Origin of the sequence: Rhodococcus sp. NBC_00294 (assembly GCF_036163995.1) — a bacterium.
Classification (GTDB): domain Bacteria; phylum Actinomycetota; class Actinomycetes; order Mycobacteriales; family Mycobacteriaceae; genus Rhodococcoides.
This window is the reverse complement of record NZ_CP108043.1, coordinates 835,777-850,840: the sequence shown is the minus strand read 5'-3', so window position 1 is coordinate 850,840 and position 15,064 is coordinate 835,777. Positions and strand designations below refer to the sequence as shown.

8 protein-coding genes are annotated in these 15,064 nt (G+C 68.7%); all 8 read left to right on the top strand.

Going from position 1 to position 15,064, the window contains the following annotated elements; genetic code table 11:
* Positions 1-363: 363 nt before the first annotated feature.
* The 8 genes from OHB23_RS04030 (at position 364) to OHB23_RS03995 (ending at position 15,043) form a co-directional block, all read left to right on the top strand.
* Positions 364-1,320: an alpha/beta hydrolase gene (locus tag OHB23_RS04030; protein ID WP_231476482.1), complete on the top strand. Its 957-nt coding sequence runs from the start codon at positions 364-366 to the stop codon at positions 1,318-1,320.
* Between the two features lie 231 nt (positions 1,321-1,551).
* Positions 1,552-3,411 (top strand): alpha/beta hydrolase-fold protein, encoded by a 1,860-nt coding sequence (locus OHB23_RS04025; protein WP_328810931.1) that lies wholly within the window; start codon positions 1,552-1,554, stop codon positions 3,409-3,411.
* Between the two features lie 140 nt (positions 3,412-3,551).
* On the top strand, positions 3,552-4,097 hold the full coding sequence (locus OHB23_RS04020) for a DUF732 domain-containing protein (RefSeq protein WP_027507276.1): 546 nt from the start codon (positions 3,552-3,554) through the stop codon (positions 4,095-4,097).
* A gap of 10 nt (positions 4,098-4,107) precedes the next feature.
* Entirely contained in the window at positions 4,108-5,097 is a 990-nt protein-coding gene (locus tag OHB23_RS04015) for a cutinase family protein (RefSeq protein ID WP_328810930.1), read from the top strand.
* Positions 5,098-5,210: 113 nt separating this feature from the next.
* On the top strand, positions 5,211-6,215 hold the full coding sequence (locus OHB23_RS04010) for an LLM class F420-dependent oxidoreductase (RefSeq protein ID WP_027507278.1): 1,005 nt from the start codon (positions 5,211-5,213) through the stop codon (positions 6,213-6,215).
* Positions 6,216-6,411: 196 nt separating this feature from the next.
* Positions 6,412-8,307, top strand: a complete 1,896-nt coding sequence (gene fadD32, locus OHB23_RS04005; RefSeq protein ID WP_027507279.1) for a long-chain-fatty-acid--AMP ligase FadD32 — start codon at positions 6,412-6,414, stop codon at positions 8,305-8,307.
* 101 nt (positions 8,308-8,408) lie between these two features.
* Entirely contained in the window at positions 8,409-13,505 is a 5,097-nt protein-coding gene (gene pks13, locus OHB23_RS04000) for a polyketide synthase Pks13 (RefSeq protein ID WP_328810929.1), read from the top strand.
* Entirely contained in the window at positions 13,502-15,043 is a 1,542-nt protein-coding gene (locus OHB23_RS03995; RefSeq protein WP_056443109.1) for an acyl-CoA carboxylase subunit beta, read from the top strand. Before pks13 ends, OHB23_RS03995 begins: the two co-directional genes overlap by 4 nt.
* Positions 15,044-15,064: the final 21 nt, after the last annotated feature.

The following is a 15,064-nucleotide window of genomic DNA, read 5'->3' as shown; positions in this document are numbered from 1 at the left end:
ATCACCGGGTCATGGCGTTTCGGTGTCGTGAGTATTCCGATTTCGACGTCCCGGCTGGATTCCGGCATCTCGTTTGTGTAACGCTGTCTCCGTCGGCGGAGATATGTGTAGATGATGTGCGTCGACGTGCAGGATCGCCCGCGGGGCGATCGTGCGCGGAAGACGAGACCGATGGTTCAGGTTCCGAGGTCTTCCTCGGAGCGTGACCGGATATCGATCGACGAAGCGGTGCGGCCGTCCGGCTGCACGGAACTGTGAGAGGCCGAATGTATGCGTGACGGGTCCGTTACCGATGTCGCTGGTGACGACAGCGCTCTGCCGCGTAAGGCTTCACGCCTGCGCACCCCCCGAGTGGGCCGACGTATGCGTCAGGCCCTCGTCTCCGTCGTGATGGCCGCCGCCATCCCCCTCGGCCTCGCGGTCGTGGGAACCGGAGCCACTGCCAACGCCGAGATCCGTGCCGGATTCGACGTCTGGTCCGACTCGTCCATGGGTCCGATCAAGAGTCGCGTCTGGCGCGCCGCCGACGGCAACACGTCGAAGGTCGTGTACCTCCTCGACGGTCTCCGCGCGACGCCGGACATCAGCGGCTGGGAGCACGAGACCAATGCGGGCTCGTTCCTCTCGGACAACAACATCAACGTCGTCCAGCCGGTCGGCGGTGAGTCCAGCTTCTACACCGACTGGTACGCACCGTCGAACTTCAACGGCCAGCAGATCACGTACAAGTGGGAGACGTTCCTGACGCAGGATCTCCCCAACCGTCTCGCAGCGGGTGACCTCGGCTTCTCGCGTCAGAACAACGGCATCGTCGGTCTGTCGATGGGCGGCAGTGCTGCGCTGACGCTCGCCGCGTACCACCCGAACCAGTTCAGCTACGCCGGCTCGCTGTCCGGCTACCTGAACATCTCGGCGCCCGGCATGCGCGAGGCCATCCGCGTCGCGATGCTCGACGCCGGTCGCTACAACGTCGACAGCATGTGGGGACCGCCCTGGAACCCGGCGTGGCTGCGCAACGACCCGTTCGTCTTCGCGCCGCGTCTGCGTGACAACGGCACGCGAGTCTGGGTCTCGGCCGCCAGCGGTCTCCCGGGCAACTACGACCGCCCGGGCTCGCTGCTCGATTACTACAACACCGCCAACGGCATGGGCCTCGAAGCTCTGGCGCTCGCCAACAGCCGCGCGTTCCAGGTCCGCATGGCCTCGATCGGCGCCAACAACGTCACCTACAGCTTCCCCGCGCAGGGAACGCACCGGTGGGGTTACTGGTTCGATCAGATCGTGCAGATGATGCCCGACCTGCGTGCCAACATCGGCTGAGTCAGCTCGCTAGTCGACAGCCCCGGCCCTCGCTTCGGCGACGGTGTCCGGGGCTGTCGCATGTTCTGAGGCGACTCCAGTAACATTTGCACCACCAGTCACAGCGAGTCTCCCCGAGACCGTCGCCGTGACCGTGTAGAACAAGATCGGCGGCACTCTCGACGTACCGGACCTCTCCGGCACGCCGACGGCCCCGCACAGTCTGACGTTTCGAGGAAGCGAGTCCCACACATGCGAGTTCCGAACGGCCGGAGAGCGCGGATCCTGTCCGCCCTGGCGGTCACGATGGTTCTTCCGCTCGCAGGGGGCCAGGCCGCCACGGCGGTCGCGTCTCCGGTCCACGCGGCACCTGTCCAGGCAGCGCCGCTGCGCGCGCAGGCGGATGCCGGCGCCACCGTGTCCGCGGTCGACTGGATCACCGACCGCCGTGTCGCGGTGTGGGTGAACTCGCCGTCCATGGGAGTCCCGATCCAGGTGCAGCTGCTGCTCGCGCGGGACTGGAACAAGAACCCGCAGGCCACGTTCCCGTCGGTGTGGATGCTCGACGGCATGCGCGCGACCGACACCGAGAACGGCTGGACCGCCGAGACCGACGCCGAGTCCTGGTTCGCCGACAAGAACGTCAACGTCGTGCTGCCCGTCGGCGGTCAGTCGAGCTTCTACTCCGACTGGGCCGAGCAGAACAACGGCCGGAACTACAAGTGGGAGACGTTCCTGACCAAGGAGCTCCCGCCCATTCTCGAGCGTGACTGGCGCTCCAACCAGACGCGCGCGGTCGCCGGTCTCTCCATGGGCGGCACCGCCGCGATGACGCTCTCGGCGCGGAACCCGGGCTTCTTCCGATTCGCCGGATCGTTCTCCGGCATCCTCAGCACCACGACGCTCGGCATGCCGCAGGCCATCGGGTACGCCATGCAGGACGCGGGCGGCTTCGACGCCGGTGCCATGTGGGGCGTGCCGTCGAGCGAGCTGTGGGCTCAGCACGACCCGTACGTTCTCGCGGAGAAGCTGAAGGGCATGAGCCTGTACGTCTCGAGCGGCAGCGGTACCGCCGGACCGTACGACCAGCAGTCCGACATCCCCGGCATCAGCACGAACTACGCCGGCATGGGTCTCGAGATCCTGTCGCGGCTCACGTCGCAGACGTTCGCGACCAAGCTCAACAAGCTCGGCATCCCGGCCTCGATCAACTACCGGCCGTCCGGAACCCACTCGTGGCAGTACTGGCAGTTCGAGCTCCGCCAGGCATGGCCGCAGATCGCCACCGCCCTCGGCGTCGAGGTGGACAAGCCCGCGTGCAGCGTCGGCGGGAACATCGGCGGCACCGCGAGCGCCAACGGATGGCTCGGCGACTGCCTCACCTCCGAGTACGACGTCGCGGGTGGGCGCGCACAGGACTTCCGGTTCGGTCGCATCTTCTCCTCCGACGGGGGCACGCACGTGGTCGCCGGTGCGATCGGCGGCGCGTACGCGGCCAACGGTGGTCCGGCCGGTGCACTGGGCATGCCGCTGTCGGGTGAGCTCGGAACCCCGGACGGCCGTGGACGCTACAACTCGTTCCGCAACGGAATGGTCTACTGGACCCCGCAGACCGGTGCGCACGCAGTGCGCGGCGCGATTCTCGACGAGTGGGCCCGCCAGGGCTACGAGGGTGGGCCGCTGGGCTACCCGCTGCGCGACGAGGTGCAGACCCCGAACAAGCCGGGTGCGGTCCAGGGCTTCGAGATCGGTGCGATGTACTTCTCGCCCGACACCGGCACGCACGCCGTGATGGGCAAGATCATGGAGAAGTACGGCCAGCTCGGGTGGGAGAACGGGGCACTCGGCTTCGCGAAGACCAACGAGGTCCCGGTCCGTGACGGCGGTCGCTTCACCGAGTTCCAGGGCGGCAACATCTACTGGTCGCCCGCGACCGGCGCGTGGTCCATCCTCAACGGCCAGATATTCGACGCGTGGAAGAGCGTCGGGTACGAGAACGGTCGCCTGGGATACGTCACCAGCGATCAGTTCGACATCCCCGGCGGTGTCCAGCAGAACTTCCAGAACGGCTTCGTGACGGTGCGGGACGGCGTCGTCCAGATCGTTCCCTGACCCGACACCGGGCGGTGCCGACACGGTGGGACTTCGCCCCGCGGCCGGCCTCCGGCCTTCCCGCACACAGAGTCCTCTCAGACCGTGCCGGTACCGTCCGCTGTCAGTTGCCGTGCCCCGATGACAGTAAGGACGTTTTCGTGACCTCGAGGTTCGCCACCACCGTCGCTCCCGTGATGCTGGCCGTCGCGGCCGGTGCTCTGCTCACCGCGTGCGGCGGCGACGACTCCTCGGCCAGCAGCACGCCGTCCCTCACGTCGAGCGCCACCGCCGCTGCGACCACGACGGAGGCGCCGACCTCCACGTCCGCGTCCGCCACGTCGACCTCGCCTGGCGCGACCACGAGTCCGGGCGCGGCGGCGACCGCTCCCGACGAGGCGGAACCGGTGCCCAGTGGCTTCCCCGGCCCGACCGAGGTGCCGATCGACGCCCGTGGAACCGCGTTCCTCGACGCTCTGAAGTCCCGCGGCGTCACGGTGGCCGGCAACGGCGACATCGCCATCGGCACGGCGAGCTACATCTGCGCCGCCCAGTCCGAGGGTGTGGCGGACGACCAGGTCCTCACCTTCGTCACCGCGAACGTCGGTGCCGAGGCGTCGGCGTCCGGTGCGACCATCAGCGCCGAGGACGCGTCGCGGACCGCACAGACGTACGTCGACGTCGCGCGCTCGACGTACTGCGGATAGGCGGCGCCTCGTGACACGATCCGGTCGGCCCGGGCCGCCGCGTCGGCGTTCGGTGGCGCGCACACTGCTCGTCCTGCTCGCGGTCGCGCTCGTCGTCGTCCTCGTCCTGCTGTTGCTCTGGTACCTGCTCGCGGGTCGACTGACGACACCCGGTCCCGGTGAGCCGCAGGTTCCCGGCGCCGAGCCGCCCACCTCGCAGCCGGCGTCGTGCCCCGACGTGTTCGTGCTCTCGGTGCCGGGCACGTGGGAGTCGAACGCGGCGGACGATCCCTACGCTCCCACCGCGAACCCGATCTCGTTGATGCTGAACGTGACTCAGTCGCTGCAGCAGCAGTTCGGCCCCGAGCGCGCCGAGGTCTACACGGTTCCGTACGTCGCGCAGTTCTCGAATCCCATCGCGTTCCCGCCCGACGGCCAGGCCTCGTACAACGTCAGCCGGTCGGAGGGCGCCGCGAAGGCGAACGAGATCCTGGCGCAGCGGTCCTCGGAGTGCCCGCTCACGTCCTACGTGCTCGCAGGGTTCTCGCAGGGAGCAGTCATCGTCGGCGATCTCGCCGCGTCGATCGGCGCAGGGGCGGGTCCGGTTCCGGCGGAGCGAGTCCTCGGCGTCACCGTCATCGCGGACGGCCGACGCGACGGCACCAGCGCGCAGCAGATCGGCCCGCCGGTGGACGGCGTGGGCGCGGAGGTGGCTCTCGGCGGTCTCGACGTACCCGGAATCACCATGACCGGTGCCCGCCAGGGTGGGTTCGGTGCGCTCGCCGATCGGACCTTCTCGATCTGCGCTCCCGGCGACCTCATCTGCGCGGCGCCGCCCGAGGCGATGTCGCTCCGGAACATCCCGTCGTCGCTGACCGCACTGGCCGGTGCGGCGGGTAATCCGGTGCACGGCAACTACGCTCGGTACGTCGTCGACGACGCCGGCACCACCGCCACACAGTGGACGGCGAACTGGGCGGCGGGGCTCGTCGCGTCGGCTCCGACGCCTGCTCACAGCTGACGGAAGGTGCTGCGCGGGGCAACTTTGGTCTCGAGCCGGTAACGGTTAGAGTGGCGAGTCGGCTTCGACTCCGGCCACCGCACCTTCCCTCGACGCTGCAGGAGAGAAAATTCATGAGTTCTGCCGACGCCGCGGCCACCACTGCGCCACTGCGCACGTTCCGCTTCGCGGCAGGCGGTGAGGGCAACCCGGACGAGGGCGGCGCACGGCGTTTCGTGAAGTTGGCGCAGAAGGCGGAGGAGCTGGGTTTCGACAGCTTCATGATTCCCGACCACCTGGGCAACCAGGTCGGCCCCATCGCCGCGCTCGGCGCGCTGGCCGTCGCCACCGACAAGATCCGCCTCGGGACCGCAGTCCTCGCGAACGGTTTCCGTCACCCGGCGGTGCTGGCGAAGGACGCGACGACCATCGACCAGATCTCCGGCGGACGGCTCGAGCTGGGAATCGGTGCGGGCTGGCTCAAGGAGGAGTACGACAAGGCGGGCATCGCCTACGAGAGCCCCGGTGTGCGCATCGAGAAGCTCGACGAGTCGCTCACCATTCTCGACACCCTGATGCGTGGGCAGGAGTGCCACTTCCAGGGCAAGCACTACCAGGTGAACGGGTTGCAGGGCAGCCCGCGGCCGCGCCAGGGCCCCCGGCCTCCCATCGCCGTGGGCGGCGGCGGCCCGAAGATGCTCGCGATGGCAGCCAAGCACGCCGACATCATCTCCCTGGTCCCCAGCACCACGCGCGAGGGCAAGCTCAAGCTGTCCGAGATCACCATGGAGAAGAGCATCGAGCGCGTCGAGCTCATCCGCGCCGCTGCGGGCGACCGGTTCGCCGACATCGAGCTGAACTGGACCATCACGACCATCCTGATCTCGGACGATCGGGAGCAGACGGCGGAGATGGTCATCGGTGCGCTCGACAACGGCTTCCCGCCCAACATGGAAGTCGACACCCGTCTGACCGTCGAGCAGATCCTGGAGTCGCCGTACATCGCGATCGGGAGCTTCGAGGAGATCGCGGACCAGATCCGGAACGTGCGGGCCCGGACGACGATGTCGTACGTCGGTGTCTTCCCGACGCAGATGGACGCCTTCGCTCCGGTCATTCCGCTGCTGGCGGGAGAATGACGGTCGTCGCTCGGCGGGTCTGTACCATGCTTGTGGTTCTCGCTGTCACGATCGGTGAGCGGGACCGGTGAGACTTACCGGTGAGTAAGATGACGACGCTCGAGAACGAGCGCGTGCATCCAGCAGACCGCGCCCACATCAGAACTGGGCGGTGTCGTGTAGCCGGCGGTGTCGCACTGCTTCGGAGGAGAGAATGATGAGTAACTCGTTCGACGATTTCGTCGACGACACCGGCAACATCGTGATCCGCGAGGATCTGACGCTGGTCCGCCACGTCGAGCAGAACGTCGCGGACAACGGCGACGACCTGGCCTACCGCTACGTGGACTACTCGCGGGAGCGCGACGGTGAGGTGCACGAGCTCACCTGGTCGCAGTTCGGTGCCCGTCTGCGCGCCGTGGCCGCGCGCCTGCAGCAGGTGACGTCGCCCGGTGACCGCGTGGCGATCCTCGCTCCGCAGGGCCTCGACTACGTCGTGGCGTTCTTCGGTGCCGTGTACGCGGGCACCATCGCGGTACCGCTCTTCGATCCGGACGAGCCCGGACACAGCGACCGCCTGCACGCCGTGCTCGACGACTGCTCGCCGTCGGCGATCCTCACCGCGACCAACTCGGCCGCCGGTGTACGCCAGTTCTTCCGCGCTCTTCCCGCGGCGCAGCGCCCCCGCATCATCGCGGTCGACGCCATCCCGGACAGCGTCGGCGCCACCTGGACCGAGCCGCCCACCGACATCGACGCGATCGCGTACCTGCAGTACACGTCCGGATCGACCCGCGTGCCGGCCGGTGTGGAGATCACGCACCGCGCCGTCGGCGTCAACGCCCTGCAGATGGTCGACGCGATCGAGCTGAACCACGACTCGCGCGGCGTCACGTGGCTGCCGCTGTTCCACGACATGGGCCTGCTCACGGTGATCCTGCCGGCGCTGGGCGGCAAGTACATCACCATCATGAGCCCGCGTGCCTTCGTGCAGCGGCCGTGGCGATGGATCAAGGAACTCGCCGCCGTGTCCGACGGGGCCGGCACGTTCGCGGCTGCACCGAACTTCGCGTTCGAGCACGCGGCACAGCGCGGCCTGCCGAAGAACGGCGAGTCGCTGGACCTGTCCAACGTCATCGGCCTGATCAACGGCAGCGAGCCGGTCACCACCACGTCGATGAAGAAGTTCAACGACGCGTTCATGCCGTACGGACTGCCGAAGACGGCCATCAAGCCGTCGTACGGCATGGCGGAGGCGACACTGTTCGTCTCCTCCACCAAGCACTCGGACGAGGCCAAGGTCATCCACGTCGACCGCACGGAGCTCAACTCCGGACGTGTCGTCCAGGTCGCCGAGGGAACGCCCAACTCCATTCCGCAGGTGTCGTGCGGCTACGTCGCACGCAGCCAGTGGGCCGCCATCGTCGATGCCGACTCCGCGTCCGAGGTTCCCGACGGGCACGTCGGTGAGATCTGGCTGCACGGCGAGAACATCGGCAAGGGCTACTGGGGCCGGGAGAAGGAGACCTCGGAGACCTTCCACAACAAGCTGGTCTCGCGCCAGACGGAGAACAGCCACGCCGACGGTGCGGCCGAGGGCGCGAACTGGATGCGCACCGGCGATTTCGGTGTCTACGTGGACGGCGAGCTCTACATCACCGGTCGTGTGAAGGACCTGGTCATCGTCGACGGCCGCAATCACTACCCGCAGGACCTCGAGGCATCCGCCCAGGACGCGAGCACGGCCCTGCGCCCCGGTTTCGTGGCGGCCTTCGCCGTGCCCGCGAACCAGCTTCCCGACTTCGTCTTCGAGCACGGCGGCGCCGGACTCACCCGAGACCCGGGTGACTCGTCGGAGCAGCTGGTCATCGTGGCCGAGCGGGCGCCGGGCGCCGGCAAGGCGGATCCGCAGCCCATCGCGGACACCGTGCGTGCGGCGATCTCGACTCGCCACGGCGTGACGGCACGCGACATCCTCCTGGTTCCCGCCGGTTCGATCCCGCGTACGTCCAGCGGCAAGATCGCGCGTCGGGCCTGCAAGGCGGCGTACATCGAGGGCACGCTGCGTGGTGGCTACCAGCAGACGGCGTTCCCCGACAATCCCGAAGACTGATCACCCGACGCGGGTAGTTTGGCGAGCTGATGGCTGAAGAAGAGACAACGACGTCCGCACCGGAGCCGACAGGTGACGCCGGGGCCCCGCAGGCGGGCGACATGACCGTCGCGCAGCTGAGGGACTGGCTCCGCGCCTGGGTCGCCGAGGCCACCGGCAAGGACGTCTCGGAGATCTCCGACGACCGTCCGATGGAGGAGTTCGGTCTCGCGTCCCGCGACGCCGTCGCGCTGAGCGGCGACATCGAGGATCTGGTCGGCGTCACGCTGACGGCCACGGTCGCGTACCAGCACCCCACGATCGCCTCGCTCGCGACACGCATCATCGACGGGGAGCCCGAGTCGGAGAGCAGCACCACCGACGACGCGTTCTACCTGTCCGGCACCACCGACGACAGTCACGACATCGCCGTCGTGGGCGTGTCCACCCGCTTCCCGGGTGCCGGCCACACGCCGGACGAGATGTGGGACATGCTGTCCGGCGGACGCGACGGCATCACCGATCTGCCCGAGGGCCGGTGGTCCGAGTTCCTCGGCGACCGTGCCATCGCCGAGGCGGTGGAGAAGACGGTGACCCGCGGCGGGTACCTCGACGACGTCAAGACGTTCGACGCGGAGTTCTTCGCCATGTCGCCGCGCGAGGCGGCCAACGTCGACCCGCAGCAGCGCCTCGCGCTGGAGCTCACGTGGGAAGCGCTGGAGGACGCGCGGATTCCGGCCAACGAACTCAAGGGCACGCAGGTCGGCGTCTTCATCGGCACGTCGACCAACGACTACCAGATGATCGCCGTCAGCGATCCCGACCCGCACCCCTACGCACTGACCGGCACGTCGACCGCCGTCGTCGCGGGGCGCGTGTCCTACTTCTACGACTTCCGCGGGCCGTCCGTCGCGCTGGACACCGCGTGCTCGTCGTCCCTCGTCGCCGTGCACCAGGCGGTGCGCAGCCTCCGCACCGGCGAGTCGAGCCTGGCCCTGGCCGGCGGCGTGAACATGCTGCTCTCGCCCGCCGCGACGCTCGGATTCGGGCAGACCGGCGTGCTCGCACCCGACGGCCGCATCAAGGCGTTCTCGTCGGACGCCGACGGCATGATCCGCTCGGAGGGCGGCGGCCTGGTGGTGCTCAAGCGTCTCGAGGACGCCGAGCGCGACGGGGACACCGTGCTCGCGGTCATCGCGGGCAGCGCGGTCAACCAGGACGGTCGCTCGAACGGGCTGGCCGCGCCCAACCCGGACGCCCAGGCCGACGTCCTGCGGACCGCCTACCGCGACGCCCGCATCGTGCCCACCACCGTCGACTACATCGAGGCGCACGGCACCGGCACCATCCTCGGCGACCCCATCGAGGCCGATGCACTGGGTCGCGTCGTCGGCCGCGGACGCGACGCGGACAAGCCCGCGCTGCTCGGTTCCGCGAAGACGAACTTCGGCCACCTCGAGAGTGCCGCGGGCGCCGCGGGGCTCATCAAGGTGATCCTCGCGATGCGCGAGAACCAGGTGCCGCCGTCCCTGAACTACGCCGGACCCAACCCCTACATTCCGTTCGACGCGGCCAGGCTCCGCGTCGTCGACACCGCGACGGACTGGCCCCGGTACTCCGGCACCGCCATCGCCGGTGTCTCCGGCTTCGGTTTCGGCGGCACCAACGCGCACGTCGTGGTCCGCGAGTACGTTCCCGCCGCGTCGGCGCCGAGCGTTGCCGACGCACCCGAGTTCGATTCGCCGGAGTTCGATTCGACAGCGGTCGATCCGGAAGCGCTGATCGGGGAGCCCGTGGGCGTTCCCGAGGAGACGCCGGCGGACATCGAGCGGGTACTCGCGGGTGTGTCGGCGTCTCCGGCCGAGTCCGAGGAGGCGCCGGAGCCGGGACCCGTTCTCCTCGCCGTGTCGGCGAGCATGCCGTCGCGCCGTCGTCGTGCGGCATCGGATCTGGCCGACTGGATCGAGTCCGAGGTCGGCAGCACCACGGACCTCGAGGCTCTCGGTCGGTCCCTCGCCCGTCGTAATCACGGGCGCTCCCGCGCCGTCGTGCTCGCCACGACGCGTGCCGAGGCCGTCGCCGGACTGCGCGCCGTCGCCGACAACAAGCCGGGCCCCGGCGTGTTCTCCGCCGACGCGCCCGCGTCCAACGGCCCGGTGTGGGTGTTCTCCGGCTTCGGTGCGCAGCACCGCACGATGGCGAAGGACTTCTACGCGTCCGAGCCGCTGTTCGCCGCGGCGCTCGATCGCGTCGACGCGCTCATCGAGGACGAGTCCGGGTACTCGATCCGGGCGATCGTCTCGGACGACTCGCTCACGTACGACTTCGAGAACTCGCAGGTCGGGATCTTCGCGATCCAGGTGGCGCTCGTCGAGACGCTGCGTGCGTACGGCGCCGCGCCGACCGCGGTGGTGGGCCACTCGATGGGTGAGGTCGCCGCCGCGTACGCCGCCGGTGGTCTGAACCTCGAGGACGCGGTGCGCATCATCGTGGCGCGTTCGCGACTGCTCGGCGAGGGCCAGGAAGGTCTCGGCGACGCCGAGGCCGGCGCGATGGCGCTGGTGGAATTCTCCGCGCAGGAGGTCGCCGACCTCACCGACCGCTTCCCCGGGGTGGAGCCCAGCGTGTACGCAGCGCCGACGCACACGACCGTGGGCGGACCGGCCGAGCCGGTGCGACAGCTGGTCGAGTACGCCGAGTCGCTCGGCAAGATGGGCCGCATCCTCGACGTGAAGGGCGCCGGACACACCTCGGCCGTCGATCCGTTGCTGGGCGAGCTCGCGGCCGAACTGATGGGCATCGAGCCCACCCCACTCGCCGTGTCGGTGTTCTCGTCGGTGGACAGGGAAGCGTTCTACCGCGCGGGTCACGAGCCGATCCACGGTGTCGAGTACTGGACCAAGGGCATGCGCCATCCCGTCTGGTTCACCCAGGCGGTCAAGCTGGCCGTGGATGCCGGCTACACCACCTTCGTGGAGTTGTCGCCCAATCCGGTGGCGCTGATGTCCGTCGCCGCGACGGCGTGGGCGACGGGTGTCCCGGACGCGACGCTGATCGCGACGCTCAAGCGCAAGGAGAGCGAGCCCGCGACGTTCCTCGCCGCACTCGCCGACCTCTACGTGCACGGCCATGCCGTGACGCTGTCGAGTCTGTTCGGACCCGGCGAGTACGCGGACCTGCCACGCACCGCCTTCGTGCGCAAACACCACTGGATCGACGCCGCGGTGCATCTGGGCAGCGGCAGCGCCGGGGGCGCGCGAGTCGCGTTGCCCGACGGCCGCGTCGTCTGGGAGACACCGGTGGCCGGTGTGTCCGCCATCGGAGATCTGGTGTCGACACTCGCCGGCGAGGTGCTGGGCGACGTGACGGTCGGCGCCGTGGTCACGCAGCGCCCCGTGCCCACCACCGGTTCTCTCACCACCACGCTCACCCCGCATCCGGGCGGTGCGTCCCTCCAGGTGCACTGGAACGACGGCACCCTCTTCGTGCCGGTCGCCGACGCCGTGGTCACCGCGGCGGGCAGTGTCGGATCACTGGCTCCCGCAGGCGATTCCGCCGCGGCGGCTCCGTTCGTGGAGGAGGAACCCGAGGTCGTCGACGACTTCGGCGATCGCTGGATCCCGAACGGGACCCAGACGATGGAGGATCGTCTCGCGATCATCGTCGCCGAGTCGATGGGGTACGCGCCGGAGGATCTGCCGGCCGAGATCCCGTTGATCGAACTGGGTCTCGACTCACTGATGGCCGTGCGCATCAAGAACCGCGTGGAGTTCGAGTTCGACATCCCCCAGGTGCAGTTGCAGGCCGTGCGCGACGCCAGCCTGCGTGAGGTGGAGAAGTACCTCCGCTACGCGCTGGACAATCGCGAGGAGGTCGCGGCGCTCGCCGAGCAGCAGGAACGCGAGCGCACGGCCGAGCAGGCCGCCGATCAGACGCCCGAGCAGGAACCCCCTGTCGCACAGCCGGATCCGGTGATCGCCGAGCCCGAGACGGCGGTCGACGAGACCGTACCGGGATCCGACAGCGGCCAGGCGGGCCCGACCACGGCGACGGCGTTCGAGGCGCCCGTGTCCGACGCGGTGACCGACGTGGGCGACGCACAGTCGTTCGCGGAGGCGACCGGGACGGACGTCGCACCGCGTGACGCCGCGGAGCGCCTCACCTTTGCGACGTGGGCCGTCGTGACGGGGCAGTCCGCCAGAGGCATCTTCAATCCCCTTCCCGTGCTGGACGATCCGACGGCCGAGAAGCTCGCGGAGCGTCTGAGCGAGCGGTCGAAGGGCGAGATCACGTTCGACGACATCCTCGACTCGGAGACGATCGAGCAGCTCGCCGACGTGGTGCGGCCGTTCCTCGAGTCGGGTGACGTCACCGGACTGGTGCGCACGCTGCGCGCTCGCCCGGAGGGCTCCACCGCGGTGCCGGTGTTCGTCTTCCACCCCGCGGGCAGTTCGTGCGTCGTGTACGAGCCGCTGCTCAAGCGACTCCCGGCGGACACGCCGATGTACGGCTTCGAGCGCACGGAGGGACCGATCGAGGATCGCGCCCGCGCTTATCTGCCCCTGCTCCGGGAGATCCAGGGCGACGGGCCGTACGTGCTGATGGGCTGGTCCCTCGGCGGTGTGCTCTCGTACGCCGTCGCGACGATGCTCCGCGAGGAGGGCGCCGACGTGCGCTACGTCGGGCTCATCGACACCGTCATGCCGTACGAGCCGATCCCGGACACCCCGGAGGAGATCGAGCTCCGCTGGAAGCGCTACGCGCAGGTGGGCAAGAAGCTCTACAACGTCGACTACCCGCTGCCGTACGAGAAGCTGGCACAGGCCGACGACGACGGCCAGATCAAGATCATCATGGACATGGTCAAGATGAGCAGCGCCAAGATCCCCAGCGGCATCATCGAGCACCAGCGCACGTCCTGGTTGGACAACCGCGCGATCCAGACCGCCCGGCCCCAGCACTACGACGGGGACGTCACGCTCTACATGGCGGACAAGTACCACGACGACGCCATCGCGCTCGAGCCTCGGCTCGGCAAGCGGGAGCCGCACGGCGGCTGGGCGCCGTTCGCACCGAATCTGGACATCGTGCACATCGGCGGTGACCACCTCGCGGTGATCGACGAGCCGTACATCCGCGCGATCGCCGCGGATCTGACGGGCAAGATGCGAGACATTTCGGCGTCGATCACGCCGGAGGGAAGCGAGTCGCACACGTGAGCACCACTGCCGCCAAGCTGGCCGAACTGCGCGAGAAGTTGGAGGTGGCGCGGGAACCCGCAGGGGACGTCGCCATCGCCAAGCGCGCGAAGAAGGGCATTCCGAGTGCGCGCGAGCGCATCGACATGCTGCTCGATCCGGGTTCCTTCGTCGAGATCGGCGCCCTCGTCCGCGCGCCCGGCAACCAGGACTCGCTGTACGGCGACGGCGTGGTCACCGGCCACGGCACGGTCGACGGCCGACCGATCGCCGTGTTCTCGCACGACCAGACCGTGTTCGGCGGCACCGTCGGCGAGATGTTCGGCCGCAAGGTCGCGCTCATCATGGAGTTCGCGGCGGATGTCGGTTGCCCGTGCGTCGGTATCAACGACTCGGGCGGCGCGCGTGTGCAGGACGCCGTCACGTCGCTGGCCTGGTACGCGGAGCTCGGTCGTCGGCAGGAACCGTTGTCCGGCATGTGCCCGCAGATCTCGGTGATCCTGGGCAAGTGCGCCGGCGGCGCCGTGTACGCGCCGATCAACACCGACATCATCGTGGCCACCGAAGAGGCCTACATGTTCGTCACCGGCCCGGACGTCATCAAGTCCGTCACCGGCGAGGACGTCAGCCTCCACGATCTCGGGAGTGCCCGGAAGCAGGCCGAGTACGGCAACGTGCACCACGTGGCTCAGGACGAGAAGGCAGCGTTCGAGTGGGTGCGCAAGTACCTGTCGTACCTGCCGTCGAACTGCCACGAGCAGCCCCCGGTCATCAACCCCGGTCTCGAGCCGACCATCACGGACGACGATCGTTCGCTGGACACCTTCATGCCGGACTCGGACAACGCCGGGTACGACATGCACGAGATCCTGCTGCGCATCTTCGACGACGGTGACTTCCACGAACTCACCGCACAGACCGCGTCCAACATCATCGTCGGGTTCGCCCGCGTCGACGGTCGTCCGGTGGGAGTGGTGGCCAACCAGCCGATGCACCTCAGCGGCGCGTTGGACGCGGCGAGCAGCGACAAGGCGTCTCATTTCATCAACATCTGCAACGCCTTCGAGATCCCGCTCGTGTTGGTCACGGACACACCGGGATTCCTGCCGGGGCTCGAGCAGGAGAAGATCGGCGTCATCAAGCGCGGTGGCCGGTTCATCTTCTCGTACGTGTGCGCATCGATCCCCAAGGTCACCGTCGTGATCCGCAAGTCGTACGGCGGCGGATACGCGGTGATGGGGTCGAAGCAGCTCGGCGCCGACATCAACTTCGCCTGGCCCACAGCACGTATCGCGGTGATGGGCGCGGAGGGTGCGGTGTCGATCATGGCGCGCAAGCAGCTGGCCGAGGCGGGCGACAACGCCCCGGCTATCCGTCAGGGATTCATCGACTTCTACAACGAGCACGTGGCGACGCCGTGGGTGGCCGCCGAGCGCGGTTACATCGACGCCGTGATCGAGCCGTCCACCACGCGTCTCGAGATCCGCAAGGCCCTGCACATCCTGCGCGACAAGGCGAAGGAACCGCGACCGAGAAAGCAGCATCTGTTCCCGATCTAGTTCCGCCGGGGCTATCGTGCT

Excerpts from the sequence above, each read along its gene's own strand:
- pks13 (WP_328810929.1), top strand. The coding sequence starts at position 8,409 with ATGACCGTCGCGCAGCTGAGGGACTGGCTCCGCGCCTGGGTCGCCGAG.
- OHB23_RS04025 (WP_328810931.1), top strand. The coding sequence starts at position 1,552 with ATGCGAGTTCCGAACGGCCGGAGAGCGCGGATCCTGTCCGCCCTGGCG.
- fadD32 (WP_027507279.1), top strand. The coding sequence starts at position 6,412 with ATGAGTAACTCGTTCGACGATTTCGTCGACGACACCGGCAACATCGTG.
- OHB23_RS04030 (WP_231476482.1), top strand. The coding sequence starts at position 364 with ATGCGTCAGGCCCTCGTCTCCGTCGTGATGGCCGCCGCCATCCCCCTC.
- OHB23_RS04010 (WP_027507278.1), top strand. The coding sequence starts at position 5,211 with ATGAGTTCTGCCGACGCCGCGGCCACCACTGCGCCACTGCGCACGTTC.